The 25,503-nt window shown below is 69.7% G+C and carries 29 protein-coding genes; 13 read left to right on the plus strand and 16 right to left on the minus strand.

Annotated elements, in window-relative coordinates; all coding sequences use genetic code 11:
* Positions 1-130: 130 nt before the first annotated feature.
* Both B4V06_RS05360 and nth read right to left on the minus strand, forming a co-directional pair.
* Positions 131-688, minus strand: a complete 558-nt coding sequence (locus B4V06_RS05360) for a DoxX family protein (protein WP_498168093.1) — start codon at positions 686-688, stop codon at positions 131-133.
* A gap of 157 nt (positions 689-845) precedes the next feature.
* A complete protein-coding gene (nth, locus tag B4V06_RS05365) occupies positions 846-1,529 on the minus strand; it encodes an endonuclease III (protein ID WP_498168096.1) in 684 nt (227 codons plus the stop codon).
* Positions 1,530-1,700: 171 nt separating this feature from the next.
* Between nth and B4V06_RS05370 the strand changes: the two genes are divergently transcribed.
* The 3 genes from B4V06_RS05370 to B4V06_RS05380 all read left to right on the plus strand — a co-directional run bounded on the left by B4V06_RS05370 (position 1,701) and on the right by B4V06_RS05380 (position 3,274).
* Positions 1,701-2,066 (plus strand): DUF5658 family protein, encoded by a 366-nt coding sequence (locus tag B4V06_RS05370; RefSeq protein ID WP_123114480.1) that lies wholly within the window; start codon positions 1,701-1,703, stop codon positions 2,064-2,066.
* Positions 2,067-2,283: 217 nt separating this feature from the next.
* Positions 2,284-2,904, plus strand: coding sequence for a DUF2249 domain-containing protein (locus B4V06_RS05375; RefSeq protein WP_498168098.1), 621 nt, complete (start codon positions 2,284-2,286; stop codon positions 2,902-2,904).
* Positions 2,905-2,989: 85 nt separating this feature from the next.
* Positions 2,990-3,274 (plus strand): transcriptional regulator, encoded by a 285-nt coding sequence (locus tag B4V06_RS05380; protein WP_498168101.1) that lies wholly within the window; start codon positions 2,990-2,992, stop codon positions 3,272-3,274.
* Positions 3,275-3,300: 26 nt separating this feature from the next.
* On the opposite strand, the gene B4V06_RS05385 is transcribed toward B4V06_RS05380, so the two are convergent.
* The 5 genes from B4V06_RS05385 to B4V06_RS05405 form a co-directional block, all read right to left on the minus strand.
* Complete coding sequence (locus B4V06_RS05385; protein ID WP_498168103.1) at positions 3,301-3,978, minus strand: type 1 glutamine amidotransferase domain-containing protein; 678 nt, start codon at positions 3,976-3,978, stop codon at positions 3,301-3,303.
* Positions 3,979-4,282: 304 nt separating this feature from the next.
* A complete protein-coding gene (gene epsC, locus B4V06_RS05390; protein ID WP_123114484.1) occupies positions 4,283-5,155 on the minus strand; it encodes a serine O-acetyltransferase EpsC in 873 nt (290 codons plus the stop codon).
* Between the two features lie 226 nt (positions 5,156-5,381).
* On the minus strand, positions 5,382-5,951 hold the full coding sequence (gene hpt, locus B4V06_RS05395) for a hypoxanthine/guanine phosphoribosyltransferase (RefSeq protein WP_498168106.1): 570 nt from the start codon (positions 5,949-5,951) through the stop codon (positions 5,382-5,384).
* Positions 5,952-6,480: 529 nt separating this feature from the next.
* A complete protein-coding gene (locus B4V06_RS05400; RefSeq protein ID WP_123114486.1) occupies positions 6,481-7,260 on the minus strand; it encodes an enoyl-CoA hydratase/isomerase family protein in 780 nt (259 codons plus the stop codon).
* A gap of 81 nt (positions 7,261-7,341) precedes the next feature.
* Positions 7,342-7,563, minus strand: coding sequence for a hypothetical protein (locus B4V06_RS05405; protein ID WP_123114487.1), 222 nt, complete (start codon positions 7,561-7,563; stop codon positions 7,342-7,344).
* 152 nt (positions 7,564-7,715) lie between these two features.
* On the opposite strand from B4V06_RS05405, the gene aroC reads away from it, so the two are divergent.
* From aroC to B4V06_RS05420, 3 genes are all read left to right on the plus strand, one after another.
* Entirely contained in the window at positions 7,716-8,903 is a 1,188-nt protein-coding gene (gene aroC, locus B4V06_RS05410; protein ID WP_123114488.1) for a chorismate synthase, read from the plus strand.
* Positions 8,904-9,015: 112 nt separating this feature from the next.
* Positions 9,016-9,339 carry a MarR family transcriptional regulator gene (locus tag B4V06_RS05415; protein WP_123114489.1) on the plus strand — a complete coding sequence of 108 codons (324 nt, stop codon included), beginning with the start codon at positions 9,016-9,018 and terminating at the stop codon, positions 9,337-9,339.
* On the plus strand, positions 9,336-9,665 hold the full coding sequence (locus tag B4V06_RS05420; RefSeq protein ID WP_123114490.1) for a hypothetical protein: 330 nt from the start codon (positions 9,336-9,338) through the stop codon (positions 9,663-9,665). Before B4V06_RS05415 ends, B4V06_RS05420 begins: the two co-directional genes overlap by 4 nt.
* Positions 9,666-9,670: 5 nt before the next feature.
* Here B4V06_RS05420 and B4V06_RS05425 read toward each other — a convergent pair whose 3' ends face one another.
* From B4V06_RS05425 to B4V06_RS05445, 5 genes are all read right to left on the minus strand, one after another.
* Positions 9,671-9,883 carry a hypothetical protein gene (locus B4V06_RS05425; RefSeq protein ID WP_123114491.1) on the minus strand — a complete coding sequence of 71 codons (213 nt, stop codon included), beginning with the start codon at positions 9,881-9,883 and terminating at the stop codon, positions 9,671-9,673.
* 136 nt (positions 9,884-10,019) lie between these two features.
* The gene (locus B4V06_RS05430) at positions 10,020-10,619 is read right to left on the minus strand and encodes a hypothetical protein (RefSeq protein ID WP_123114492.1); all 600 of its coding nucleotides are present in this window, start codon (positions 10,617-10,619) and stop codon (positions 10,020-10,022) included.
* Positions 10,619-11,164 (minus strand): hypothetical protein, encoded by a 546-nt coding sequence (locus B4V06_RS05435; protein WP_123114493.1) that lies wholly within the window; start codon positions 11,162-11,164, stop codon positions 10,619-10,621. The genes B4V06_RS05430 and B4V06_RS05435 overlap by 1 nt, the downstream gene beginning before the upstream one ends.
* Before the next feature lie 49 nt (positions 11,165-11,213).
* Positions 11,214-12,137, minus strand: coding sequence for a ZIP family metal transporter (locus tag B4V06_RS05440; protein ID WP_123114494.1), 924 nt, complete (start codon positions 12,135-12,137; stop codon positions 11,214-11,216).
* 95 nt (positions 12,138-12,232) lie between these two features.
* On the minus strand, positions 12,233-12,763 hold the full coding sequence (locus B4V06_RS05445) for a TIGR04206 family protein (RefSeq protein WP_123114495.1): 531 nt from the start codon (positions 12,761-12,763) through the stop codon (positions 12,233-12,235).
* 128 nt (positions 12,764-12,891) lie between these two features.
* On the opposite strand from B4V06_RS05445, the gene aglM reads away from it, so the two are divergent.
* The 5 genes from aglM to B4V06_RS05470 all read left to right on the plus strand — a co-directional run bounded on the left by aglM (position 12,892) and on the right by B4V06_RS05470 (position 18,458).
* Positions 12,892-14,190 (plus strand): UDP-glucose 6-dehydrogenase AglM, encoded by a 1,299-nt coding sequence (aglM, locus tag B4V06_RS05450; RefSeq protein WP_123114496.1) that lies wholly within the window; start codon positions 12,892-12,894, stop codon positions 14,188-14,190.
* 90 nt (positions 14,191-14,280) lie between these two features.
* Positions 14,281-15,126 (plus strand): DUF7847 domain-containing protein, encoded by an 846-nt coding sequence (locus B4V06_RS05455; protein ID WP_123114497.1) that lies wholly within the window; start codon positions 14,281-14,283, stop codon positions 15,124-15,126.
* Between the two features lie 69 nt (positions 15,127-15,195).
* On the plus strand, positions 15,196-15,963 hold the full coding sequence (locus B4V06_RS05460) for a hypothetical protein (protein WP_498168115.1): 768 nt from the start codon (positions 15,196-15,198) through the stop codon (positions 15,961-15,963).
* Positions 15,964-15,996: 33 nt separating this feature from the next.
* Positions 15,997-17,076: a M48 family metalloprotease gene (locus B4V06_RS05465; RefSeq protein ID WP_498168118.1), complete on the plus strand. Its 1,080-nt coding sequence runs from the start codon at positions 15,997-15,999 to the stop codon at positions 17,074-17,076.
* Positions 17,073-18,458, plus strand: a complete 1,386-nt coding sequence (locus B4V06_RS05470) for an outer membrane protein assembly factor BamB family protein (RefSeq protein ID WP_498168121.1) — start codon at positions 17,073-17,075, stop codon at positions 18,456-18,458. Before B4V06_RS05465 ends, B4V06_RS05470 begins: the two co-directional genes overlap by 4 nt.
* Positions 18,459-18,524: 66 nt before the next feature.
* Here B4V06_RS05470 and B4V06_RS05475 read toward each other — a convergent pair whose 3' ends face one another.
* Positions 18,525-19,871: an alkaline phosphatase family protein gene (locus B4V06_RS05475; protein WP_498168124.1), complete on the minus strand. Its 1,347-nt coding sequence runs from the start codon at positions 19,869-19,871 to the stop codon at positions 18,525-18,527.
* A 157-nt stretch (positions 19,872-20,028) separates the two neighbouring features.
* On the opposite strand from B4V06_RS05475, the gene B4V06_RS05480 reads away from it, so the two are divergent.
* Positions 20,029-21,000 carry a phosphoadenosine phosphosulfate reductase family protein gene (locus B4V06_RS05480; protein WP_498168126.1) on the plus strand — a complete coding sequence of 324 codons (972 nt, stop codon included), beginning with the start codon at positions 20,029-20,031 and terminating at the stop codon, positions 20,998-21,000.
* Between the two features lie 101 nt (positions 21,001-21,101).
* On the opposite strand, the gene B4V06_RS05485 is transcribed toward B4V06_RS05480, so the two are convergent.
* Genes B4V06_RS05485 through B4V06_RS05495 form a run of 3 tightly spaced genes read right to left on the minus strand, consistent with a single transcriptional unit; the run spans position 21,102 to position 22,793 of the window.
* Positions 21,102-21,638, minus strand: coding sequence for a hypothetical protein (locus B4V06_RS05485; RefSeq protein ID WP_123114503.1), 537 nt, complete (start codon positions 21,636-21,638; stop codon positions 21,102-21,104).
* Positions 21,639-21,659: 21 nt separating this feature from the next.
* The gene (locus tag B4V06_RS05490; protein ID WP_123114504.1) at positions 21,660-22,238 is read right to left on the minus strand and encodes a DUF4382 domain-containing protein; all 579 of its coding nucleotides are present in this window, start codon (positions 22,236-22,238) and stop codon (positions 21,660-21,662) included.
* Between the two features lie 42 nt (positions 22,239-22,280).
* On the minus strand, positions 22,281-22,793 hold the full coding sequence (locus B4V06_RS05495) for a hypothetical protein (protein ID WP_498168130.1): 513 nt from the start codon (positions 22,791-22,793) through the stop codon (positions 22,281-22,283).
* Positions 22,794-23,405: 612 nt separating this feature from the next.
* Here B4V06_RS05495 and B4V06_RS05500 point away from each other — a divergent pair.
* The gene (locus tag B4V06_RS05500; RefSeq protein WP_498168133.1) at positions 23,406-25,499 is read left to right on the plus strand and encodes a hypothetical protein; all 2,094 of its coding nucleotides are present in this window, start codon (positions 23,406-23,408) and stop codon (positions 25,497-25,499) included.
* Positions 25,500-25,503: the final 4 nt, after the last annotated feature.

The raw sequence follows: 25,503 nt of genomic DNA on the forward strand, positions 1-25,503 counted from the left end.
TCATCGGATTCATTTCGCGCCCCCGCACCGACGCTCGGCGATGAGACGGACCGAGGAACCGAACCGGCGGAAATCGAGCCGGCAGTACGCGCTCACCTGACCGATGCACCCCGCGCCGCGCCGTCCTCGTTCACCCGAGGACGTAGCGGAGCGCCGGGAACTTCTCGGTCAGCGCCTCGCCGCCGACCTCGATCCGCTCGATGTAGGCGTCCAGCCCGAGGACGCGACCCGCGCCGAACGCCGCGACCGTGAGGAACACGACCGCGTACACCAGCGTCGAGTCGAACAGCGCGAGCGCGTCGCCGCTCCACCCGCCGAGGTAGAACAGCAGCATCTGCATCGCGCCGCCGAGCGCGGCCAGGCGGACGAACGCGCCCAGGATGAGCGCCGTCCCGATGAGCAGCTGCGTCGCGGGCACGAACACGTTCGCGAACTCGACGAACCACGGCGTCGAGCCCATCGCGGCGTACAGCCCGCTGACCGGACTCGCCGCGTCGGGCGCGTGGACGAGGTACCCGCTGGCGTCGAACGGCTCGCCGGTCACTTTCCCGAGCCCGGCAAACACGATCATCCCCCCGATCGTCGCCCGGAGCATGACGATGAACAGCGCCGACAGCGAGTGCGCCTTCCCCAGGAGCGTGACGCCGCCGATCTCCCCGCCGAACTCGTTTGTGGTTTTGGTTGACATAGTGTCTCTCCTCACTTGCGAGTACGTCGGTATGGAAGATAAACTACGAAGCGAGTTCCCTCTCGCGTGGAAGCATTCGGGGAGGACCCCCGTTCGAAGGGGTGTTTAAACACGCGTGCGACACTCGCTCATCGCTCCCGTCGGTCGCGCGAACCCGTTACCACGCCTCGCCGCTCGCGAGGTCGACGCCGCCGTCGCCCTTCTCGGAGGGACAGATGTCCGCGAGCGCGCAGTCGGCGCAGTCCGGGTTGATCGCGGTACACGTGGCGCGCCCGTGGTCGATCATGAGGTGCGTGAACTGCTGCCAGTCCGCTTCGGGAACGACGTCGAGGAGGTCCTGCTCGATCGCCTCTGGGCGCTCCTCCTCCGTGATTCCGAGCCGGCGGGTGAGCCGCTGGACGTGGGTGTCGACGACGATCCCCTCGACGACGTCGTGGCCGTGCTGGAGGACGACGTTGGCGGTCTTGCGACCGACGCCCGCCAGCTCCGTCAGCTCGGACATCGTGTCCGGCACCTCGCCGTCGTGTTCCTCGGCGATGTCCGCGCACGCCGACCGGATGTACTTCGCCTTGTTGTTGTAGTAGGTGATGGAGTTGATCGCCTCGGCGAGCTCCTCTTGGGGCGCGTTCGCGTACTCCTCGGGCGTCTCGTACGTCTCGAAGAGGTCGGCACACACCGCGTTCACGCGCTCGTCGGTGCACTGCGCCGAGAGGATCACGGCGATGAGCAGCTCCAACCGGTTCGAGTAGTTCAGCGAGATCGTCGAGTCCGGATACTCCTCGTACAGCCGGTCGAGGACCTCCGCGACCTGTTCCTCACGCGGCTCTAGTGGCGTGCCCATGGGGATCCCTCCGGCCGACCGACATTGAACGATCCGGAAGCGGCGCGCCCGCGTTCCGCGGCGGGGACCGACGGCCGATCGTCGACGGCCGATCACCGACTGCCGACCGTCGACACCCGATCGCCGACGCCCGACCGACAGATTCAGGTCGGCCGCCGGACACGTCGGGACGTGTCCCGGTCCCGCGATCGACGGCGACGCCGCCCGGCGTACAGCCGCCGGCCCCAGGAGTTCTACTGGCTGTGGATCGCCGCGACGGCGACGTACGGCGTCGGGGACATCGTCTCGACGGTCGCCTTTCTGGAGTACGTCCCGACGATCGACGAGGCGAACCCGGTCGTCGCGCTCGCGCTCGACTCCTTCGGGCTCTCCGGGCTCGTCCTCCTGAAGATCGCCGTCTACCTCGTGATGTTGTGGATCAGCGTCTCGGGCGCCCGCGACGGCGACGCGCTCCTCTACTACTTCCCGCCTGTCCTCCTGACGCTCGTCGGCACCTACCTCACCGCGAGCAACGTCCGGCTGCTGTGGCTCTCCTAAGCGCCTCGGCTCGGTCCCGCCCGTCTCGGTCCAATCCGACCCCGCCCAGCTCCACCCGACCGATATTGGTTTGGGATGCGCCCCCGCCGCGAGGGCATGCTCGCTGACACGCCCGGGCTCCACCACGTCACGGGGATCGTCGGGGACGTGCGCGGTCCGCGCCCCGAACATGTTCGCGACACCGCACATGAGGGTTCCGGGCGCAACGGCACCCACGATGACCGAACTCGACGTGCGAGAGCTCCCGCCGAGCGAGCGACACGGGCGGATCCACGACGCCTTCGCGGAGCTGGCGCCGGGCGAGACGCTGACGATCGTCAACGACCACGACCCGAAACCGCTCTACCACGAGATGGCCGCCGAGCTGCCCGCGTTCGACGCGGACGGCTACGCCGTGACGCGGGAGGGACCGTCCCAGTTCATCGCCGAACTCCCGAAGGCCGCGGGCGACGAGTCCGGCGGCGACGAGTCCGGCGGCGACGACTCCGTCGACGACGACCCCAGCGGCGACGCGGCGAACGACGACTCCGCGCCGGCCGACCGGGCTCGGGTCGCCGACCTCGACGGCGAGCCGCACGCGGACGCCTTCCCCGGGAAGGAGCCGAAGACGATCCGGCTGTCGCTGGCGGCGGGCGAGCGCGTGCCCGAGCACGAGCACCCCGATCGAACAGTGCTGTTCCACGTGCTGGAGGGCGCCGTCGACGTCGCGCTCGACGGCGACTCCCACCCGGTCGAGGCCGGGGAGATCCTCCGGTTCGAGGGGGAGTCGGCCGTCGAGCCGACCGCGCGCGAGGACAGCGTCGCGCTGGTGGTGTTGGCGCCGCGAGCCGAGGCGTGAGGCCGCGGGCGCGGGACCGGGCGTCGGAATCGTCACGGCGTCGCCGCGCCGTCGCCGTTTTATTCGCCGCCCGCGAACGCCAGCCATGGAGACGACGCGCAAGCGGATCGCCGAGACGCTCCGCGAGGGCCCGGCGACCGCGAGCGACCTCGGCGAGTCGCTGTCGCTGCCGACGCCGGTCGTGTACGAGCACCTGGAGCACGTCTCGCGGTCGGTCGCCGACGCCGCCGCCGACGAGGAGTTCCTCGTCGCGCCGCCCGAGTGCCGCGACTGCGGCTTCGACGGCTTCGACGACCCCGTCAACGAGCCGTCGCGGTGTCCGGAGTGCAAAAGCGAGCGGATCGGGGAGCCGGCGTTCGTGATCCGGTGAGCGCCCGCGACCCTATTTAAAACCGCCTACAGCTCGTCCAGCAGCGTGGCCGCGGCGTCGGCCGAAGAGCCCGGGCCGCGGGCGGTGATCAGGTCGCCGTCGACCGTGACGCTGGTGTCGGCGTCGAGCTCGGCGTCCCAGTCGGCGCCGGCGAGGACGACCTCGTCTTCCACCCAGTACGGGAGCTTCCGGCCGTCCGGCATCACGTCCTCGTCGTCGACGATGCCGTCCTCCCACTCGTTCGGGAAGCCCGTGACGGAGCGGCCCTCGACGAGGGGCGTCCCGTCGGCCTCGCGGGTGAACGCCAGGATGCCGACCGCGTGGCAGACGACGAGCGCGACGCCGTCGTCGCCCGCGACCGCGTCCAGCAGCAGCTGGCGCGCGTGCCGGTCCTGGTTCACGTCCCAGACGGTGCCGTGGCCGCCGGGGAAGACGACCGCGTCGTAGCCGTCGGCGTCGACGGTCGCGATCGGCTCCGGATCGTTGAGCTTCGGGTGCTCCTCGTCGATCTCGCGGAACTCCGCGACGCGCTCCTCGCCGCCCGCCGCCTCCGGGTCCAGCGACCGCTCGTCGACGACCGGCGGCGAGCCCGACGGCGTCGCGATCGTCACGTCGACGCCTTCCGCTTCGAGCGTCGTCAGCGGTTCGATGCACTCCTCGGCCCAGTACCCTTCCTCGCTCACGACGAATAACGCGCTACTCATGTGTACGCCCCTCTTCACGACCGCGACATAAAAGGCGCCCGCGCCCGGCAGCGACGCCGGGCGGACGCGGGGTTTATCAGTCGACGTTTCAGGCCGGTGGCGCGCGTCTCCGAGGGAGCCGTCGGATCGGTGCCCGTTCGTTGACGAGACGGCTTTGTCGAAATCCGTCGCTAATAACAGGTGTCAGCAGCTGTGCCGAATACACAGCACGTATCTTGCAAGACGGTCGCTACGAGACCGCCGTTGCAGAGACGTCGTTTCGTAACTGAGCTGTGTCGAGTACAGTCCGTGAACTCCGAAGCCACTACCTGTTCGATTTCTGCTCCTGATCGGGGTGATCCGAAATGAACACGCTCGTGTCGTCCGGGACGTCGTCGGTCACCCAGGCGTTCGCACCGATGCTCACGTGGTCGCCGATTTCTACCGTCCCGAGTATGTTGCTCCCGGCACCGATGACGACGTGATCGCCGATATCGGGATGACGCTTATAATCCTTCGCCAGCATGTGGTCTGCACCCTCTTCCTCCTCGAAGTGGAGTGCGCCGAGAGTGACGTTCTGGTAGATCCGGACCCAGTCGCCGACTGTCGCCGTCTCGCCGATGACGACCCCGGTCCCGTGATCGATGAAGAAATACTCACCAATCTCCGCACCTGGATGGATGTCGATGCCCGTCTCGACCTTCGAGTACTCGGCGAGTTCGCGGGCGTACTCGAAGCTGTCCTCCGCATAGAGGCTGTGCGCCACCCTGTGGGTCATGATCGCGTGAAAACCTGGATACGACCGGATGATCTCACACTTGCTCTTCGCTGCGGGATCGCCCTTGTACGCGGCCTCGACGTCCTTTTCGAGGGCCCGTCGAATCGCCGGCAGCCGGTCGAGCGTCCTGTCGACGATCGGGGTCAAATCGTCTGCGTCACGGCTCGAATAGGCCGTGATACCTGTGTGTATGCAGCTGCCGAGTTCGGTCAGCCGGGCACGGGTTTCGTCGGGGTCGTCCAACAGTTCCGTCGCGTTCCAGCATCTGGGAAACAGGAGCTGTTTGAGGAGCGGTGGTTCATCGCGCAGCGAATCGCGGGGCGGATAGCCCCGCGAGGCGTCCTTCGGGAGAGACGATTCGTCTGCTCGATAGGACTCGACGAGTTCTTCGTGGACGTCGCCGGTGTACTCGTACCCCATTTGTCGGTGTTGACGCTGTCGAGTAACGTTAGTTCTTCCACTTCGCACCCAGACCCCCCCTTTGGTAGGGCGTCTGTTCCCTGATCTGCGTTTCGTGCCGGTACCGCCTCGGTCTCCCGGTACCGCTTTGATGCGTCTACCCGCTGTATGCAGCAGGTCTGTTAGATCCGTTGATAGAGAGGTCAACGGAACTCAAGTGACGGAGTAGCTAAACCCGAACAGGTCCCTACTCGTCGCCCTGCGCGTCGACGATCACGACCTCGCCGTCCTCGACGGTGACGTTGATCAGCGTCTTCACGTTGTAGTCGGTCCCGTCGAGCTCGTTGTCGCCGGCCTTCTTGATCACGGCGACGACGTCGACGACATCGGCGCCGACCTCGTTCGTCAGCGCGTCTAAGATTGCCTTCATCGTGCCGCCCGTCGAGAGCACGTCGTCGAGCACGAGCACGCGGTCGCCCTCCTCGACGTCGTTGATGTACATCTCCGACTCGGAGTAGCCGGTCTCTTGGAACAGCGGGACCTCGCCGTCGAGGCCGTACTGGCGCTTGCGGATGACCACGAGGGGGATGTCGGTCATCAGCGAGAGCGCGGTGGAGATGTGGATCCCCATCGCCGCGGGGGTGACGATCTTGTCGACGTTCTCCAGCTCCGCCTTCCGGATGATCCGGATGACGATCTCCCGGAGCAGCTCCGGTTCGAGCATCGGGACGCCGTCGCTGATCGGGTGGACGAAGTACTGGTACTCGCCTTTCTCGATGATCGGCGCGTCGAGGAGCGACTGCCGCAACTGGTCCATGTCGCCGGTACTCGGGCGGATTAATAAAGCGTGGCGGTTACGTCGCTCGATGCGGGCCGATACCACGCAGCGGTCGGGCCCGTGTGCTGTCGCGACTCGTCTCGAAGCGAGGGGTGGTCGGGTGTGCCGACCGCCGAACCGCCTGCCGCTCATTTATAACTAGTCGACTGCGGATCGACGGAGAACCCCTCCAACGCCCCAGCCGCTCGGCTACACGTAATCAACGACTCTGCGGTGACCACCTCCAAAGCCCCAGCCGCGAGGCGGGCGCACGCTCGCTGCGCGCTTCAGTCGCTCGCGGTGCTCGCTCCCTGCAGTGCTTTCGTCGCCTGCGCCCGCCTCCCGGCTGCCCCTTTGAGTCCCACACCCGACCGCACGGCACCGCAGCCTCACACCTCCCCAGCCTCGCGGTTCGCGCTCTTCGAGCGCTCACCGCGTCCCTCGCGGGCACCTCGCGGTCGCCGACGGCGACCGCTCGGAGGCGCGCCATCGCACAAATTCCCATCCAGTCTGTCCCCCGAACTCGGGTCTACTCGAACTCCGGCTCGCGCTTCTCTAAGAACGCCCGCATTCCCTCGCGCTGGTCGTGGGTGCCGAACAGGCCGGACCACGCCCGGCGCTCCAAGGCGAGCCCGCCTCGCTGGGTGCCGTCGTGGACCGCGTTGAGCGCCTCCTTCGCGGCGCGGGTCGCGAACGCCGGCTTCGCGGCCAGCTCGCCGGCCAGCTCGTCGATCCGGTCGTCGAACGCGTCGTCGGCGACGACCTCGCCGACGAAGCCGACCTCGGCCGCCTCGGTCGCGTCGATCCGCTCGCCGAGGAAGACGAGTCGCTTCGCCGTCTCGTCGCCGACGAGCCGCGCGAGCCGCTGGGTGCCGCCCCATCCCGGAATGATGCCGAGGTCGATCTCGGTCTGGCCGAGGACGGCGCTCTCGGCGGCCACCCGGAGGTCACACGCGAGCGCCAGCTCGCACCCGCCACCGAACGCGTAGCCGTCGATCGCGGCGACCGTCGGCGCCGGGAACGACTCGATCGCGTCGGCGACGCGGTGGCCGAGCTCGGCGTACGCCTGCGCCTCCGGCGTCGACAGCTCGACCATGTACGAGATGTCCGCGCCCGCGACGAACGCCTCGTCGCCCGCGCCGGCCACCACCAGCGCGCGGGCGCCCGCCGCTTCGGCCTCGGCGAGCGCCTCCTCGATCGCTTCGAGGGTGTCTACGGTGAGCGCGTTGAGCTGCTCCGGGCGGTCGACGGTGAGCGTCGCCACGTCGCTCTCGGTGTCGACATCGAGCGTGATGGTGTCCCAGGTCATACCGGCCCGTCGCGGGGCGGCGTGAAAACCGTTCGGCAGGCGGCACCGCGGGGGTCGACCGGTCGCTCGGTCGCCGCGCGCTCAGATCTCCTCGCGGCTGTCGATCTCGCTGTAGATGAACCACGCGCTGGTGTACGCGCCGATGAACAGCAGGTAGCCGACCACGAGCCCGACGAGCTGGCGAGAGCCGAGCCCCCCCGGCAGCGTCCGCGAGAGGATCCCGAGCGCCACGGCGAAGACGACCAGCGAGAACAGGCCCGAGAGGGCGTACACGCCCAGGTCGGAGGTGAGACGTTCGCGCACGCCCCCACCAACGGGATCAACTTATAAACGCCCGTCGGTCGCGGCGAGGGGGCGGGATCGACGCGAGTTCGACCGTGGGGCCGCGGCCGCCCGTCCGCCCGGTCGGTTGCGCGGATTGCAACCCCTATATGCCCTCGGCCGTACGGTCGGGTATGAACGGGAACCGGTTCGGTCGGCTCTTCCAGGTGACGACGTACGGCGAGAGCCACGGCGACGCGATGGGCGTGACGGTCTCGGGCGTGCCCGCGGGGGTCGAGCTCGACGAGGAGGCGATCCAGGCGCAGCTCGACCGGCGCAAGCCGGGCCAGTCGATGATCACCACCTCCCGGGGCGAACCCGACGAGGTCGTCGTCAACTCCGGCGTCCAGGACGGCTACACCACCGGGACGCCGATCGGCATGGTGATCCAGAACAAGGACGCGCGCTCGGGGAAGTACGAGCCGTACGTCACGGCGCCGCGCCCCTCGCACGGCGACTACACCTACTCCGCGAAGTTCGGCACGCGCAACTGGGGCGGCGGCGGGCGCTCCTCCGCGCGCGAGACGGTGAACTGGGTCGCGGCCGGCGCGGTCGCCGAGCAGATCCTCGACGCCTCCGAGTACGACGTGGAGATCAAAGCGCACGTCAACCGGATCGGCGACGTCGAGGCCGACAAGGTGAGCTTCGAGCAGCTCCTCGCGAACAGCGAGGAGAACGACGTGCGCTGTGCCGACCCCGAGGCGGCCGCCGAGATGCAGGAGCTGATCGAACAGTACCAGGAGGAGGGCGACTCCATCGGCGGCTCCATCTACTTCGAGTGCCGCGGCGTCCCGCGCGGGCTCGGCGCGCCGCGGTTCGACGGCTTCCCGTCCCGGCTCGGGCAGGCGATGTTCTCCATCCCGGCGACGACCGGCGTCGAGTTCGGGCTCGGCAACGACGCCGTCGGCGTCGCCGGCAGCGACCGCAACGAGGACTGGACGTTCGACGACGGCGAGTCGTTCGACCACGTCGAGAGCGAGGAGGGCGACCCGGTCCCCGTCGGCAACGACCACGGCGGGCTCCAGGGCGGGATCACGACCGGGGAGCCGATCTACGGCGAGGCGACGTGGCACGCGCCCACCTCGATCCCCAAGAAGCAGCGCTCCGCCGACTGGGAGACGGGCGAGGAGAAGGAGATCCAGGTCGTCGGCCGCCACGACCCCGTGCTCCCGCCGCGGGCGGTCCCCGTCGTCGAGGCGATGCTGTACTGCACCGTCCTCGACTTCATGCTGCTCGCCGGCCGGATCAACCCCGACCGCGTGGACGATAACCCGGGCGAGTACGATACCGACTACCATCCGAGCAGTCCGCGGAACGAGTAACGGACGCTCGATTCTTTGAGGAGCGTCTTTTCTGACGATGTCGAGTTCCTCATACTCGTGTAGCCGTGAATCCGTCGTCATATTTATTACAGAGTATTACATCTTATGACACATGCCGATCGGTATCGACGCGTTCGACGACGAGCCGGAGGCGGCGCTCGACGTCGCTCCCGGAACGCAACCGTATCGCATCCTCGCGTTCCTCGCCGACCACGACGATCAGGCGTTCACGCAGACCGAACTCCACGAGCGAACGGGGATCAAGCGCGGCAGCGTCGGCGCAGTCCTGTCTCGGCTCGAGGACCGCGGGCTCGTCCGCCATCGCGGGCGGTACTGGGCGATCGCCGAGGACGATCGGCTCGCATCCTTCGCCGCGCAACAGGCGGCGAGCTCGGCGTCGACGACGGACGACTACTATGGCGAGGACGAGGCGTGACCGACGAACGCGGCGCGGTAGTCAAGGGACCGGATCTGTTCGCGGACAACGAGTTCCGGCCGTACGTCCGGCTCAGCGACGACACGCATCCGTTCGCGGACGAGGAGGCCGTCTACGTTGCCGCGACGACGACGCGTCGGTCAGCCGCAATCCCGCTCACGGAGAGCGATTTTGTCGCCGGTGGACTCCCACGCGAGACGTACGTCAACCCGTGGACCGTCGTGACGATTCGACACGCGGATATCCGCGGTGAGGAGGGACAACTGACCGACGAAACGACCGAGGCGATCGCGAGGGCGACCGCAGGCTACTTGGGCGTTCGGTGACCGGGCTACTCCCCCGGCGACCACTCGCAGGCGTTCCCCGCGGTGAGGTCCTCCTCGTCGACGTGCGCCGCGAGGCAGGCGTAGTTACAAAAGTACCCGGGCGAGCCGCAGTCCGCCTCGCAGTCGCGCACGCAGATCGGGTCGTGCTCGAAGATCCGCGAGCCGCAGTAGGCGCACGCCTCGTCGGCGTCGGGCGTTGACACGGTCGTGGTCGACATGGCTTGAGTCACGCGTCGGGCCGTCGAAAGCGTTTCGCGGTCGTGTGTGCGCGAGGGACGGACGCCGCGCGCTCGTCCGCCGCGGTATGGGGTCCGGAGGCAGAGACGTGGACTCCGGCCGCGGCGTGGGCTCCCGTCACTCTCGCGATGACCACGGCCCGTCCGGGGGATCGGGCGTCTCGCGGACGACCTCCAGCGGGAGACGGTCGCGCGCCTGCTCGACGCCCTCGGCGACGTTCTGTCCGGTCGCGTCGAAGTGGGCCGCGGCCACGAGCGGGTTGACGCTCGACGGCTCCGCGTGCGCGTAGACGTCGACCGCGCCGGCGCCGGGACCCCCGTCGGCCGACTCGACCGGAAACAGGATGAGATGGAGCTGTCGCTCCGCGAGCGGGACCGCGCGGAAGACCCACGAGCCGACCTCCGGGTCACCGTCTCGGGTCTTGAGCCGCGAGAGGGGGTTCCGCCGGAACCCGCGGGCCCACAGCAGCGCCTCGGTCTCGTCGAGCGACCGGCGAACCGTGCCGGCGTACTCGGCCTCGGTGACGGGCCGCGGCCCCGCCCGGTCGTCGAAGACGGCGCCGGCGAGCCGCGAGATCCGCGCGCGCAGCGGCTCCCACCACCGCGACCGCGGCCCCATCGCCCAGCGAAACGGCGGCGCGTATTGGAGGAGGAGCCCGAGCGTCGCGCCGAGGGCGGTGACCGCGCGCGTCAGCGGCCGCGACGTGGCGCTCGTCATCAGCGCCTCGCCTCGACGTCTTTGTACCACTCCGTCAGCCGGGAGAGCCGGCTGCGTCTGATGCTGTCGAGCGCGTCGTCGCGCGTCTCGAGCGCGACGGCGATCTGCTCCCGGAGCGTCGAATCGCCCGGATCGAGCGCGCCCGTTTCGGCCCGCCGGGCGATCACGCGGGCGGCCTCGTGGAACCGGTAGACGTGGCGTATCTCGACGGTCGTCAGCTTCCCGATCGACCGGAACTCGGCGTCGAGCAGGTCCGTCGACAGCCGCGAGCGGAGGTCGTCGAGATCGACGTCGAGGTCGGCCGCCGTTTCGGGGTCGGCCGCCGTTTCGGGGTCGGCCGCTTCGGAATCGGGGAGCGCCCGCTCCAGTCGCTCGATCGCTGCCCCGACGTGTCGGATCTCGAAGATCAGCGACCGGCGGAACCGATCGCGGCGGATCCGCCGCTCGTTCCAGTTCAGGACTCCGTACGCGAGCACGCCCGCGCCGCCGCCGATGAGCGCGCTGGTCACCTCGACGCTGAGTCCGCCGGCCATCCCGCCCAGCATACGCCGGCCTGACGCGGGCGACCCGGTAATGTCTATCGCCGAGTGCGGCTCACACCACGACGACCGCGTCGACGACGACAAGCAGGACGAATCCGAGGAGGAACGCCCCGGTCGCGGCGTCGGCGTGGCCGTGGCCGTGCGAGGAGGGGATCAGCTCCCGGAAGACGACCGCGAGCATCGCGCCCGCGGCGAACCCGGCGGAGACGGGGAACAGCCCGGCGGCGAGCCCGACAAGCGAGAAGCCGAAGACGGCCGCGACGACCTGCGGGATCAGCCCCGAGAGGGTTGTGTACCACAGCACCCGGAGGTTCGACATCCCGGTGTCCGCCATCGGCACCGCGAACGCGAATCCGTCGGGAACGTTCTGGAGGCCGATGACGACCGCGAGCAGCAGCGCCACCTCCTCGAACCCCGACGCGAAGGCGACGCCGATCGCCAGCCCCTCCGGCGCGTTGTGGAGGGTGATCGCCCCGCCGATCAACAGCGCCTTGCGGAGGGTCACCTCGCGGGCGGTCTCGTCGGCTTCGACCGTCGTCGCCGTCGTTTCGCCGGCCGTCGCCGTGGACTCGCCCCCGCCCGCCGCGTCCGTGGCCGCCCCCGGCGGGTCGTCGGCGGTCATCCCGCGCCGCTCGTCGCCCGTCGGCATCGCCGCCACGTCGTCGCTGGTCGCGCCGCCCTCGGGGAGCCACTCGCGGTACTGCGCGTGGAGGTGCGGGATCGCGTAGTTCCCGCCGAGCAGCGCGGCGCCCCCGACGAGCACGCCCGTCGTCACCGCCGCGAGCGTCCCCGCCTCCATCCCGGGGAGGATCAGCCCGAAGACGCTGGCGGCGACCATCAGCCCGGCGGCGAGCCCGAGCGCGGCGTCGTAGGCGCGGTGGGTCACCCGCGCCCGGACGAACACCGGCAGCGCGCCGAGTCCCGTCGCGAGCCCCGCGATCCCGGTGACGGCCACGACGGTCGGCAGCGTGGTCATGGCGCGTGCTTCCGGGGCTGCGTTGATAAAGACGGGCGATGCACGGGTGGAATCTCGCGGCGTTGCGGTCGCCGGCTCGGAGCGGCGAGGCTGGGTTACTGCACGACGACGTTCCGAAGGTCGCTCCCGTACGCGGCGACGGCGACCGCGATCGTCGCGATCGCGCCGACCGGGAGCACGGTGAAGGGGCCGGACGTGGCTCCGACCCCGAACCGGGTCGCGAGCCCGACGGCGACCCACAGGCTCGCGGCCGCCGCTAACACGAGCAGTCCGCCCGTGACGCGGCGGTCCTCGCGACCGAACGCGACGCCGGCCGCCGCGCTCGCCGCCGCGAGGAGATGGAACCCGATCGCGAGCGGCCACGCGCGGATCGACGCGGGAAGCGCCGCGAACGGCCGCGACTGGTCGAGGAAGTACGCCCAGACCGGATACCCGCCGAGGCTCGAGCCGGACGGCGCCGTGTTGAGGAATCCCCAGAGGCTCACGACCGTGAGCTCACCGCCGGCCGGAATGACCGCCATCGGAACCGCGAGGAGGACGAAGGCGAGCGCCCACCCGATTCGCGCGACCGGCCCGCGTGCGTTCGTGTCATTCGCGGCGTTCGCGGCTCGGTCGACCTCTGACATACCGGCCTCTCGGAGTCGCGTCGGGAAGAGTCGTGCGGGACCGGCGCGTCCGTTCACTGCTCCCGCGGCGAACGCACCGACGGGGGAAACGCGCAACGCTCTTTGTGACGGCGGTCGCTCGGTCCGATATGCGAGTCACCGTCGTCGGCAGCGGATACGTCGGAACGACCCTCGCGGCCTGCCTCGCGGACGCGGGCCACGACGTCACCGCGATCGACATCGACCCGGACGTCGTCGCCGCGCTCAACGACGGCCGCGCGGCGATCCACGAGCCGGGCCTCGACGACCTGCTGGCCGAACACGCGGGCGACCGGCTCCGCGCGACGACCGAGTACGACGGCGTCCCCGACGCCGACGTGACGTTCCTCGCGATCGGCACCCCCTCCCGCGAGGACGGCAGCATCGACCTCGGTCCACTCACGGCGGCCGCTGAGATGACGGGCGAGGCGCTGGCGGGGGCGGGAGGCGACGACCGCCACCTCGTCGTCGTCAAGAGCACGATCACGCCGCCGGGCGTCCGCGAGGTCCGCGAGGCGCTCCGCGCCGGCGCCGGCGACGCCGCCGACCGCGTCGAGCTCGCGACCAATCCCGAGTTCCTCCGCGAGGGCACCGCCGTCGACGACTTCCAACACCCGGACAAGCTCGTCTTCGGCACCGACTCCGACTGGGCCACCGAGCGGTTGGAGACGCTCTACGAGCCGCTGGTCGCCGCGACCGACGGCGCCGTCCCGGTCATCCGGACCGGCCCCGAGACCGCGGTGATGATCAAGTACGCGAACAACGCCTTCCTCGCGTCGAAGATCTCGCTGGCGAACGACCTCGGGAACATCTGCAAGCGGTTCGACATCGACGCCTACGAGGTGATGGACGCGGTCGGGCTCGACGACCGGATCGGGGCGAAATTCCTGCGCTCGGGGGTGGGGTGGGGCGGGAGTTGTTTTCCCAAAGATGTGGATGCAATTAGGGCGGCGGCCCGCGAGGCCGGCTACGAACCCGCCCTGCTCGACGCCGCGGTCGCGGTGAACGACGGCCAGCCGGAGCGCATGCTCGAACTCCTCGATTCGCACGTCGACGTCGCGGGCGAGCGCGTCGCCGTGCTCGGACTCGCTTTTAAACCCGGCACCGACGACGTCCGGAACTCGCGGGCGATCCCGGCCATCGAGGGACTGCAGGCGCGCGGCGCCGACGTCGTGGGCTACGACCCGGTCGCGACGGACAACATGCGCGAGCGCTTCCCCGACGTCGACTACGCCGACTCCGCCGCCGCCGCGCTGGCGGGCGCGACCGCCGCGCTCGTCGTCACCGACTGGGACGAGTTCGCGGCGCTCGACGACGCCTTCGACGCCATGGCCGAGCCCGTCGTGATCGACGGCCGCCGGATCGTCGAGCGGCGCGACGGCCTGACGTACGAGGGGCTCACCTGGTAGCGCCGGCGACGCCTCCCGCCCTCCGCGACAATTGACGACTCCCGGGCGACATACAGTCTAATTTATATATCGGTGGCGGAATATGCGCCTATGGCGGCCCTCCACGCTCTCCGTCCGGCAGTCGGTGGCATCGTTCGCAACCCGATCCTCCTGCTCGTCACGGCGCTGTACGGGCTCGCACAGGTCCCGAACTTCTTCGTGCCGCCGACACAGCCGATCCTGACGGCGGTCGTCTCGCTCGCCACGTTCGGCGTGTTCGTTCTCGCGCTGCCGTTCTTCCAGGGCGGGCTGCTCGGGATGGCGAGCGAGGCGATCGCGGGCCGGACCGGCCTCGGGACGCTGGTCGCGGAGGGGAAGGCGAACTACGTGTCGCTGCTGCTCGGCTACTTCGTCCTGCTCGCGATCAACCTCGTCTTCGGCTTCGTCGCGTTCATGGGCGGTCTGATCGTCATCGTCGGCGGCGCGGCGTCGATGCCCGCGGAGGCACCGGGGGTCGGAATCGACCCGACGCTGCTCGCGCTCCTCGCGATCGTGGGGGGCGGATTCCTGCTCGCGTACCTCCTCGTCACCTTCGCCGTCCAGTTTTACGCCCACGCGATCGTCCTTGATGATACCGACCTCGTCGACGGGTTCCGGCGCAGCGTCGGGCTCGTCCGGTCGAACCTCCTGAGCGTCGTCGGGTACTCGCTGATCCTCCTCGTCGGGAGCGTCGTCCTCGGGACGCTGGCCGCGGCCGCCTCCCTGCTCCTCAATCCCCAGCCCACGGGGATGTCCGGAACGCCATTTGCAGATCTCGCGTCGATCGAGCCGACCCTGCCGGTCCTCGTCGTCGCCGGCGTCGGCTACCTCTTACTGACGAGCGCGTTCGCCGCGTTCTACGCGACCTACTCGGTCGCGTTCTACGAGTCGATCGGCCGGGACGCCCCGTCGCTGTGAGGCCGACCGCGCCGCGCGCGGCGCCTCGGTGACCGTCACCGATAATCCGTTCGCTCCCTTTCAATCGGTATGAACACGCAAGACGGGGGCCACCACGACGCCGCGGTCGACGCGCTCGCGGCCCGCGAGTACGAGACGGCCGGGAACCGCTACACCCGTGGCGGGCGCCGGGTGCTCGCCGACCCGCGCGAGGGCCTCGATCCGTTCGCGCCCGACGAGAAGGGATGGATCGGGCAGGGGCTCCAACAGCTGCTCGCGGCGACCGTCGCGTACCGCGTCGCCGGCGTCGACGGCCGCGCCACCCAGCGCGCGGTCGAGGGGATCGCTGCGACGCGCGACTTCCAGCGCGTCCTCGACGCGCCCGGACAGGGCGCCTGCCTCGCGGAGTTCGTCGCCGACTTCCGGGTCGCCGGCGGACTCGACGGCGCCGAGGCGGCGTACGACGACGCCGCGGCGCGGTACGCGGCCGCCGCCGACGCGATCGACTCGCCGCAGGCGCTCGCGACGACGCCCCTGTTCGGCGCCGCGGCCGCGACGATCAAACAGGTCGCTCGCGGGCAGGCGAACGGCGAGATCGCGATCCAGTGGGAGGACCTCCACGGGTCGGACCCCGCCAGGGCGGGCGACTTCCTCGCGCACCGCGCCCGGTTCAAAAAGCAGCGCTTCGCCGGCCTCGTTGACAAGGCGGTCGCGGACGGCCACCTCGCGGCGCCGCGGGGCACGACCGAGTACGGCAACGAGACGCACCGGTGTCCGAGCTGCGGGTCGACCGACGTCAACTGGGCCGGCACCGACGTGCTCTGTATGCGGTGTTCGACGCCGACCGAGCAGATTTAAGCCGGCGGCAGTCCTACGCGGCCGTCGCATACGATGTCGCCCTCCATCGCCGACCTCCTCCGTCCCCTCCGCGCGCTCGCCCCGTCGAACCGGCTCGACCGAGACCAGCGGCTCCGCCTCCGGATGGCGATCGCGACCGGACTGGTGGTCGCGCTCCCGTTCGCGTTCGTGTACGCGTTCGTCTTCCTGATAAACACCGTCGGGCTCCCTCTCTTGGAGTGGGCGAACAAGCGCCCCTACACCGGGGAGGTGTACGTCGACCCGATCCTGCTCGCCGTCGTCGTCCTCGTCGGGCTCGCGGTCCAGTACCGATACGGCTCCCGGACCGTCCTCCGCTCCGTCGGCGGGCGGCGAGTGTCGGCCGACGAGTACCCGGAGCTGCACGCCGCCGTCACGCGGGTGGCCGCGCAGGCCGACGTCCCGAAGCCCGACGTGGCGGTCGCGCACACGGAGCTGCCGAACGCCTTCGCGGTCGGGACACCGGGCAACGGCACCGTCGTCGTCACGACCGCGCTGTTGGAGACGCTGGACGACGCCGAGCGCGACGCCGTGCTCGCCCACGAGGTCGCGCACCTCGCCAACCGCGACGCCAGCCTGATGACCGTCGCGTGGGTGCTCCCGACCGTCACCTACTACCTCGCCGTGCTCGCCTTCTACGTCCTCTACGGGCTGTTCCGGTTCCTCAGCTTCGGCGGCGGTGGGTCGGGGGGCAACCGCGACGGCCGAGCGCTCGCGGTCGGGATCGTCGTGATCACGGCGAGCGCGGTCCTCACGCTCACCGTCTCGGCGATGTTCTGGGCTGGGAGCGTCCTCATCCACCGGGTGCTCTCGCGGTACCGCGAGTACGCGGCCGACCAGGCGGCCGCCGAGATCACGGGGTCGCCGGCGGCGCTCGCGAGCGCGCTGGAGACGCTCGACGAGACGATGCCCGAAGTGCCCGAGCGCGACCTCCGCGCGTTCGACGGCGGCGCCGAGGCGCTGTACGTCGCGCCCTTGGAGAGCCGCGCGTTCGGCGACAAGGAGCTGGTGAGCACCGACGTGTTCCCGGAGACGCACCCGCCGACCCGCGAGCGGGTCCGGCGACTTCGCGAACTCGCGGGTGAGACGGAGTGACGGAGCGTGACGCGCCAACAGGGCCCTCCCGGCGACGCGTTCTCGCGGCGACCGGCGTCGGCCTCGCGGGCGCGCTCGCCGGCTGCGGCTACCGTCCGGGCGGCGGCGATCTCGCGTGGGAGTCGTCGCTCGGCGGCGGCGGCCTCTTCGGGCCGGGCGACCGCTGGTTCCGACCGGTCGGCGACCGGCTGTTCGTCGTGCGGAACCGGTCCGGCCGGACGTACGACTTCGAGGACGACGCGTGGCGCGACTACGAGAACGCGGGAGTCACCGCGCTCGATCCGACCGGCGAGACGCGGCTTGAGGCCGAGACCGAGCGGCAGGCCGCAGGTCCCCCGGCCGTCACCGAGGGGGCGGTCGTCGTGCCGGTCGAGGGCGACCGCGTGACCGCCATCGATCGCGAGACGGCCGCGTTCGACCTTGACGACCCGGGGGTCGACGATGGCGGGAGCGGTACGGACGAGCCCGACCCGATCCGCTGGCAGGTCGACATCGGCGCCGCAACTGCCGACGAGTCGTCCGGGAGCGATGGCTCGACTGAGAGCAACGACGGTGCGACGGACGACGGTCCCTCCGCGAGCGTCGACGCCGTCCGCGCCAGCGACCGGGTGGTGGCCGCCGTCCTTCCGGATGACACGGTCGTCCTCGACGCGGAGACGGGCGACCGGGCCTTCGACCTCGCGGCGGCGTGGCCCGGCGTGACCGAATTGGGTCCGGGGGCCGTCGCTCCCGACCGCGTCGCGGTCGACGGCGAGGACGTCTGGGTCGTCGTCACCGGACTCGACGCGGCGAGCGGATCCGACGCCGACGCCGTTCTCGCCCGCTTCGATCCGACCGGGGAGCGACGCGTCATCCGACAGCTTTCGAGCGGCGCCGACTGGCTCGTCGTCGTCGACGACACCGTGGTAGTCGGAAACACGTCGGGAGACTCGGTGCGGGGGTTCGACCGCAGCCTCGACCGACGGTTCGCGCTGGACGTCCCGACACCGCGGGAGCGGCCGCCGCTCGTCGAGGGTGGCGGAAGCGACGACGCCGCGGGAGCCTGCGTCTACCTCCGCCGCGGCGAGACGGCCCGGGCGCTCGACGTCGCGGCCGGCGAGATCGCGTGGGAGCGCGACGGTCTGCCCGCCTCGCGCCCGTTCGCCGCCGACGAGCGGGGGATCTACGCGGTCGGCCGGGAGGCGGTGCGAGAGGGGAGCCGGGAGACCCGGCCGGTGATCGTCGCGGTCGGCGCGGACGGGGGCGACCGCTGGAGCGCCCCCCTCCCGGATGGCGTCCGCGTCGAGGCGCTGTTCGCGGTCGGAGACCGGCTGCTCGTCGTCGACGGGGAAGAGCTGTACGGATTTCGGGCCGCGCCGGGCGAGCGGTGGTCGCTGCTCTGATAGAGTGCTGAAACTGGCGGTCAGGGGACCGCTCAGGGGGCCAGGGGACCGCTCAGCCGACGACGGTCACTCGGCGAGGAGGCTCTCGCCGTCGAAGTCGGCGTCGACGTCGACGTCCATGAGATCGAGGATCGTCGGCGTCACATCGAAGAGGTTCGATCCGTCGACGTTGAGAGCGGGGTCGGTGGAGTATAACAGCGAGTTCTCGAACTTGTGCATCCCGTTGCGCGGTCCCTCGGTGAAGACGGCCTCCTTCCCGCCGAAGCCGGACTTCAGGTCGAAGCCGTCCGCCGGGATGACCACGAGGTCCGGCGCGATCTCGTCGTGGGCGCCGTCGAAGGCGTCCTCGCCCTTGACGATCCGCTTGCACACCTGCCGGCCGTCGGGGCCGGTGAGCCCCTCGAGGTCGGCGATGAGCTCCTCGCGGACCGCCTCGTACTCCGACTCGGGGACGACCCCCTCGGGCTCGCGGCCCTCCAGGTTGAGGTAGAAGCGCCCGGGGATGAGCGAGTAGGCTCTGGTCTCGTCGTCGATGTCCTCGAGCGAGTCGTGGTCGTCGTCCGCGTAGGAGAGCCACCCCTCGTCGGCGAGGAACTCGTTGCAGTTCACCTCCCACTCCAGCTCGGTGAAGCCGTGGTCGGAGGCGACGATGAGCGTCGTGTCGTCGTCGAGCGAGTCGCGGATCTCGCCGATGTACTCGTCGAGCTTCGCGTAAAACTCGAGGAACTCCTCGGCGTACTCCCCGTCGGTCGCGTAGTCGCGGAACAGGAAGTGGTTGACGCGGTCCGTGGTCATGAACACGCCGAAAAAGAGGTCCCAGTCGTCTTCCGCGAGGTAGTGGGTGAACACGTCGTGGCGGGCGTCGAGGGTGGCATGGGCGTTCTCGATGAACTCGCTTTTGTCGTCGTCATGGCCGAGCTTCGCGTTCACGTCGATGCGGTAGTCGTGCTCTTCGAGCACCTGCTCGACCGCGTCGTCGCTCGCGGCGGCGTCGAGGCCGGGCGAGAGGAAGCCGGAGACCTGTCGCTGGATCCGCGTCGACGGCGGGAACGTGACGGGGACGTTGAGCACGGTCGCGTCCCGGCCCGCGTCGGTGACGCGGTCCCACAGCCGCGTCGCCTTCACGTGTCGGCCCATCGGAACGTACGTCTCGTAGGAGTCGACCTCGCGGTCCTGGAAGCCGTACACCCCCGTCTCGCCGGGGTTGACGCCGGTGGTGAGGCTCGGCCAGCACGCGCTCGACTCGGGCGGGACGATACTCTCCAAGCGCCCGGCCGAACCGCTTTCGGCGATGTCGGTGAGGGTCTCGAAGACCTCGGGGTGCTCCTGAACGAGGTCGTACGGTACGCCGTCGATGCCGAGGAAGACCACGCGCTCGTCGTCGTCGCCGCGCAGCCGGTCGAACAGTCCCATGGGCGGAACGTCCGGTGCCGCCGACATATCGCTTGCGTTCCGGCGACCGGAGCGCGTTCGCGCCGCGGAGCGTGCGGATTGGGGCGCGTTCGCACCGACTGCGAGCGCAGGCGAGATTCAGAAGGCCTATTCCGCTCCGCGGGGACAGATCCGGCGTATGACCGACGACTTCCCGGCGGGCGTCGACGTCGACTACGCCGACGGCGAGGGCGAGGATCCGGCGGACTACCCGTCGCTGCAACACAAACTCGAGAAGGCGATCGAGGTCACCCGGCAGGGGTTAGAGCAGTACGACACCCCCGCGGTGATGTGGACGGGCGGGAAGGACTCCACGCTGACGCTGTACTTCATCAACCAGGTCGCCGAGGAGTACGGCTACGAGAAGCCGACCGCCGTCTTCATCGACCACTTCCAGCACTTCGACGACATCACTGACTTCGTCGAGCACTGGGCCGACGAGTGGGAGATCGACCTCGTCTACGCCCGCAACGACGACGTTGGCGCGTACGTCGACGCGAACGGGCTGGAGCCGGGCGACGACATCCCGGTCGCCGAGCTGAACGAGCAGAACCAGCACCACATCCGCGATATCCTCGAGTACGAGGAGGACACGTTCCCGTTCCTGCTCGACACCTACGTCGGGAACCACCTGCTGAAGACGGTCGCGCTCAACAACGCCCTCGAGGCCCACGACATCGACGGCGTCATCTCGGGCGTCCGCTGGGACGAACAGGAGGCCCGCGCCGACGAGACGTTCTTCTCGCCGCGCCACGACCCCGACCTGTTCCCGCCGCACGACCGCATCCAGCCCATCCTGCAGTTCGCCGAGGCCGACGTGTGGGAGGCGTTCTGGAACTACGTCGTCCCGGACACGGTCGAGGCGTTCCCCGACGAGGGGTACGTCCCGCAGGCCGACGACGATCTGCCCGAGGGCGTGAGCCAAGAAGACATTCCCATCTCGCCGAAGTACTTCGCCGGCTTCCGCTCGCTCGGCAGCGAGGTCTCGACCGACAAGACGACCGAAGAGCCCGCATGGCTGCAGGACCTCGAGGGGACGACCGAGCGCGCCGGCCGCGCCCAGGACAAAGAGGACCTGATGGAGCGGCTGCGCGACCTCGGCTACATGTAGCGGTCGGCGAAACGGCTCCGTTTCGTTTCATCGGCGGTCGGCGACGCTCCCCCTATCGCCATCGAACGGAAAAATACCCTGAGCCGCGTCCCCTCGTCAGGTCACGCGACCTGTTCGCTCTCTCGGAACGTGACGGTCGTGTCGTCAGACTCCACGGTGGTCTGGATGGTGATCCAGCCGCCGTTCTGGTCGACCGTCCGCGCCTCTCGCAGCGAGAGCTCGACGCGCTCGGTCGTCGTGTGGGACGCGCCGGCCTCGAGCGTGCCGACGTCCACCGTCCCCTCCCAGACGATGTCGTCCGTGTCGGTGTTGTTCTCGCCGGCGTAGATCCGGATGTACGTGGTGACGCCGGTCGCGGTCTCGTTCTGCTCGTTGTTCAGCGTCGCGGTGACGTCCCGGCAGGTCGTCCCGCACTCCGTGGTCTCGTCGACCGTGAACGTGAACGGCTCCGAGTCAGTGGACGACGCTGTCCCCGACCCGTCGTCGTCCGTTGCGTTCTCAGTGGGGAACTCCTTGATGTCCGAACCGCCCGAGTCGCCGCCGGGGGCGGGACCCACGCCGGTGTACGCCATCGCGCCGACCGCGGCGGCGAGAACGATCACGACGAGCACGCCGCCGGCAACGTATTTTCGGTTCATATGGGACTCACGCTCCGGGCGCTACTCCTCGTCGCCCTCGTACTCGACGGTGATTCCGTCGGGAACGGGCTGGAGGAGGTACTCGTCGGTCTGTCCGCGGAGGACGGGAGTGAAGTCGGCGGTGAACGTCGTGCGAGCGTCCGCGCGGACCTCGAACTCCTGGTTGAACGTGAGCGGCGCGTCCCCCGGAACCCCGACAGTTGCCGAGTCGCCGCCCTCGAGCGTCGCGTCGATGCCGTCGACGTCCAGCTGCAGGAACTGGTACGTCGCGACGTCGAGCTCGCGCTCGTCGACCAGCTGCGTGTTGTCGCCTTGGAGGTCGACGAGGTCAGCCTCCTGCGGCTCGTCGTACTCGTGGTACTCGCGGTCGGCGGGCTCCTCGCCCTCCTCGTCGCCGGCCTCGGCGCCCTCGGGACCGAGCCACATGCCGACGATCGTGACGACACACGACTCGAAGTCGGCGATATCGCCCGGCTGGTCGGTCACCTGCGTCGCGAGCGTCCCGGTCTCGCCGCCGCCGAGACAGCCCGCGAACCCGACCGTCCCTGCTATTGCTGTGCCTGCCAGATACGTCCGTCTATCTACTATTAAATCACTCATGGGTATTATCTGTGTTATTGTATTAACTAGGATTATAAGGGACTACGACATCATCTCGTCGTCAGCGTCGTTGGTCTCGTCGGCGTCGTCAGCGTTTCCGTCGGCGTCGTCAGCGTTTCCGTCGGCGTCGTCAGCGTTTCCGTCGGCGTCGTCAGCGTTTCCGTCGGCCGCGTTATCGCCCGACAGCAGGTCGCTCAACGAACTTCCGAGCCCATCTTCCGAACCGCTGAGGAACGAATCGATGGTCTCGTGAATCTCGCTCACTCGATCGGGCACCTGTTCGGGGAGGCCGTCGCTCGGCCCGACACCGTCTGCGTCGCCAGCGCGGTCATCGGCGTTTCCGGCGCGCTCCTCGCTCGCGTTCTCACCGTCGTCCGCACCCGCCTCGTCCGGTGTATCGTCGTCGGCCGTCGCCTCGTCCGGCGCGGGGTCGTCCGATACGTTCGTCGCGTTCTGTGCCGCCGTGTCGGCCGGACTGGCGGCACCGACCGCCGCCAGGCCGCCGATCAGGAACGTCACTGCGATAGCGATCGTGATGAGTCGTTTCGCGTTCATTACACTCATCGCTCGGACAGCAGGCCACATAAGAGGGTAAAACCGTGAATTCGGATTCACCCGTTTGAGCGCCTTTTAGGCCAAATTAAGCCGAATAATCCGGATCGCACCGCAGTCGCGGCCGCCGACCCCGTCGCCGACGGTAGACAGAGCGGGCGGACCGTCGCGCGCGACGAGAGTGGCACTGCGGACGACATCATCGAGCGGTCGACCGGATGCACCTGCGACCCACTTGTCGCGAGTCGCGCCTCGCCGGGGACGCCCCGCGAGCCGGGAGCGCGCTCGACCGAGATCAGAGAGGACCGACGCGTCGTCCGACGCGAGCCGAGCCGGCGACCGCGCGCGCCGCCATCGGGCGGGTCGAATCGGCGGTCGACGACGGTCTGGGCGCGAAAGCGGCTTGACTCGTGACAAACCGGACTGAACGTCTCACCGGTATATCCCGGTGGGGACCGAACGGCTCGCTACCGATGACCCCCTACTCCGACTCCGATCACTCGGCCGGGCGTCCCGCACGACGCGTCCCGGCGGCTCGTCCGTCCGTGACCCGCTCGCTCACCGTCTCGCCGACCGCTCGCGCCCGCGGAGCCGGCGTTCACGAGAGGCGGTGAAATGACCGATAAGGACGCGGTCGGCCTGCGGCGCCGCGACGTCTTGGCGACGCTCGGCGCGGTCGCGGGCGGGGCGTCGCTCGCGGGCTGTTCGGCGCTCGACCGCGACGACGACGGAACAACGACGGTGTTGAGCGATGAACGCGCCCGCGACCTCGCCGAGCGGTTCGCGCCGACCCTGTACTTCGATGAACAGGAGACGTGGTTCCCGACCGACCCGCGCCCCTACGAGGTCGAGCGGGACGGGGAGCCGATCGTCGACGGGTTCGCCGCGTTCGACGGGTACACCGAGCGGGCTCGAGAAGCCGACGGCCCGCCCGACCCGACCGTGTTCTACCACGGCGTCGAGTACGCGGACTCCCCGCTGGCGGTCGTCCAGTTCTGGTACTACTTCGCGTTCGACCAGTTCACGACGAACTTCCACTGGCACGACTGGGAGGTCCTCCACGTCTTTGTCGACACCGAGTCGGGCGACCCGCAGCTGTACGTCGCCAGCTCTCACTCCGGGCGCGTCCCCAACAACGAGTTCCTCGACCCGGACGCGGAGCGGCCCCCGCGGATCCTCTCCGAGTTGGGGTCGCACTCGAGCGCGCTCTCTGTCAACGACGTCGCGGACCGGTTCCAGCGACTGCCCGGTGACGGGACGGTCGCGGACATTACCAACAGCGCGATCGAGGGGTTCGAGGACGTCGCCGACATCCCGATCGCGTACGGCCTCCCCCGGGACGAGGGGTCGCGGCTCCCCTACGTGATCCCCGAGTTAGACGGCGCCCCGCTGTACGACCACGACCGACTCCCCTCGGTCGAACGGGCGGACCTCGTCGCCGACGAGCTGACGGTCCGGTCGTTCGCCGAGCTCACGTCACCGCCGACCGACCTGCCCGAACGAGCCACGGGCCTACGATTCGGGTACGCCAGCCGCGAGACGGACGCCGACGTCGCGTACGACCTCGTTTCGACCGAGGAACTTGAGTACATCACGGCGTTCACCGGGCCGCAGCTCAGCTTCGAGTTCTCGGTCCCGGCGGTCGCGGAGGACGCCATCGCCGGTCACATCACGACCACGGGCGTCCCGTGGGACCAGCCGCGATACGGGGATCCGGCCGCCGACGTCTCCGAGCCGAACCACCGCGCCGCGCTGGCGGACCGGTATGACGCCATCGCTTCCCCCTCGTCGATCAACTCCGTTGTCGCCGCCGTCACGGAGGCGATCACGTCGGACGACGCGCCCGAGGACGAGGGACTGACCACGCGGGCGCTCTCGGTCGAGACGGTCGCGCTCTTGCAGAGCGAGCCCGAGGCCGTCCCGACGTTCGGCGGCGTCGCCGTCCTCCGCGGCGTTCCGGACGGGGACCATCGACTGACGGTGAACGGCGCCGGTGTGGAACCTCACAGCGAGTCGGTCTCAGTGAGCGCGGCCGACGGTGGCGTGACCCCGGCCGGCGTCGAGGGCGAGATCCCCGTGGTCGCCCGCGAGAGCTCGCTGAAGCTCGAAATCGACGGCGAGGGCGCCGACGCCGACCTCACCGACCTCGCGGTCGAAGACGATTTCGCCGGGCGGATCTACGACGCGCCGCTCGACGGGTCCGACGCGGTCTACCTCCACCGGGGCGGCGCGTACACGACCGAGCTCCGGGACAGCGACGACGAGATCGGCGCGTACCGGGTCAATCCCGACGACGAGGACGGCGTCCGAATCGACGACCCGCGGACCGGCAAGGCCCCCCTCGCGGCGTATCTGGCAGACGTGGCCGCGGAGACGAGCGCGGCGGTCGACGCCGTTTCCGACGGGAGCGACGACGACGGCTCGGACGGCGGGACCGACGACGGCGCCGCGAGCCCAGTGCAGGAGCTCGCTCGGGTGTTGACCGCGGTCGCCGACGCCGCCCGCCGCGCGGCCGACCGGGCCGACGCCGGATCCCGGTCGCGGGCCGACGAGAGCCTGGGGACCGTCAGCGACCGGCTCGGCCGCGTCGAGACGCGGCTCACCGATGCGCGCGGCGATCTGCCGACCGAGCTCGCGACCGCCATCGACCGGCGGCTCGACCAGCTGCGGCGGCGGTCCGAGCAGGCGCTGGCGGCGTCGACGCTGTGACCGA

The organism is Halorubrum sp. B53, assembly GCF_059752395.1.

Coding starts and splice junctions, on each gene's coding strand:
- B4V06_RS05360 (WP_498168093.1), bottom strand. CDS start 688: ATGTCAACCAAAACCACAAACGAGTTCGGCGGGGAGATCGGCGGCGTC.
- nth (WP_498168096.1), bottom strand. CDS start 1,529: ATGGGCACGCCACTAGAGCCGCGTGAGGAACAGGTCGCGGAGGTCCTC.
- B4V06_RS05375 (WP_498168098.1), top strand. CDS start 2,284: ATGACCGAACTCGACGTGCGAGAGCTCCCGCCGAGCGAGCGACACGGG.
- B4V06_RS05380 (WP_498168101.1), top strand. CDS start 2,990: ATGGAGACGACGCGCAAGCGGATCGCCGAGACGCTCCGCGAGGGCCCG.
- B4V06_RS05385 (WP_498168103.1), bottom strand. CDS start 3,978: ATGAGTAGCGCGTTATTCGTCGTGAGCGAGGAAGGGTACTGGGCCGAG.
- epsC (WP_123114484.1), bottom strand. CDS start 5,155: ATGGGGTACGAGTACACCGGCGACGTCCACGAAGAACTCGTCGAGTCC.
- hpt (WP_498168106.1), bottom strand. CDS start 5,951: ATGGACCAGTTGCGGCAGTCGCTCCTCGACGCGCCGATCATCGAGAAA.
- B4V06_RS05400 (WP_123114486.1), bottom strand. CDS start 7,260: ATGACCTGGGACACCATCACGCTCGATGTCGACACCGAGAGCGACGTG.
- aroC (WP_123114488.1), top strand. CDS start 7,716: ATGAACGGGAACCGGTTCGGTCGGCTCTTCCAGGTGACGACGTACGGC.
- B4V06_RS05415 (WP_123114489.1), top strand. CDS start 9,016: ATGCCGATCGGTATCGACGCGTTCGACGACGAGCCGGAGGCGGCGCTC.
- B4V06_RS05425 (WP_123114491.1), bottom strand. CDS start 9,883: ATGTCGACCACGACCGTGTCAACGCCCGACGCCGACGAGGCGTGCGCC.
- B4V06_RS05430 (WP_123114492.1), bottom strand. CDS start 10,619: ATGACGAGCGCCACGTCGCGGCCGCTGACGCGCGCGGTCACCGCCCTC.
- B4V06_RS05435 (WP_123114493.1), bottom strand. CDS start 11,164: ATGCTGGGCGGGATGGCCGGCGGACTCAGCGTCGAGGTGACCAGCGCG.
- B4V06_RS05440 (WP_123114494.1), bottom strand. CDS start 12,137: ATGACCACGCTGCCGACCGTCGTGGCCGTCACCGGGATCGCGGGGCTC.
- B4V06_RS05445 (WP_123114495.1), bottom strand. CDS start 12,763: ATGTCAGAGGTCGACCGAGCCGCGAACGCCGCGAATGACACGAACGCA.
- aglM (WP_123114496.1), top strand. CDS start 12,892: ATGCGAGTCACCGTCGTCGGCAGCGGATACGTCGGAACGACCCTCGCG.
- B4V06_RS05455 (WP_123114497.1), top strand. CDS start 14,281: ATGGCGGCCCTCCACGCTCTCCGTCCGGCAGTCGGTGGCATCGTTCGC.
- B4V06_RS05460 (WP_498168115.1), top strand. CDS start 15,196: ATGAACACGCAAGACGGGGGCCACCACGACGCCGCGGTCGACGCGCTC.
- B4V06_RS05465 (WP_498168118.1), top strand. CDS start 15,997: ATGTCGCCCTCCATCGCCGACCTCCTCCGTCCCCTCCGCGCGCTCGCC.
- B4V06_RS05475 (WP_498168124.1), bottom strand. CDS start 19,871: ATGGGACTGTTCGACCGGCTGCGCGGCGACGACGACGAGCGCGTGGTC.
- B4V06_RS05480 (WP_498168126.1), top strand. CDS start 20,029: ATGACCGACGACTTCCCGGCGGGCGTCGACGTCGACTACGCCGACGGC.
- B4V06_RS05485 (WP_123114503.1), bottom strand. CDS start 21,638: ATGAACCGAAAATACGTTGCCGGCGGCGTGCTCGTCGTGATCGTTCTC.
- B4V06_RS05490 (WP_123114504.1), bottom strand. CDS start 22,238: ATGAGTGATTTAATAGTAGATAGACGGACGTATCTGGCAGGCACAGCA.
- B4V06_RS05495 (WP_498168130.1), bottom strand. CDS start 22,793: ATGAACGCGAAACGACTCATCACGATCGCTATCGCAGTGACGTTCCTG.
- B4V06_RS05500 (WP_498168133.1), top strand. CDS start 23,406: ATGACCGATAAGGACGCGGTCGGCCTGCGGCGCCGCGACGTCTTGGCG.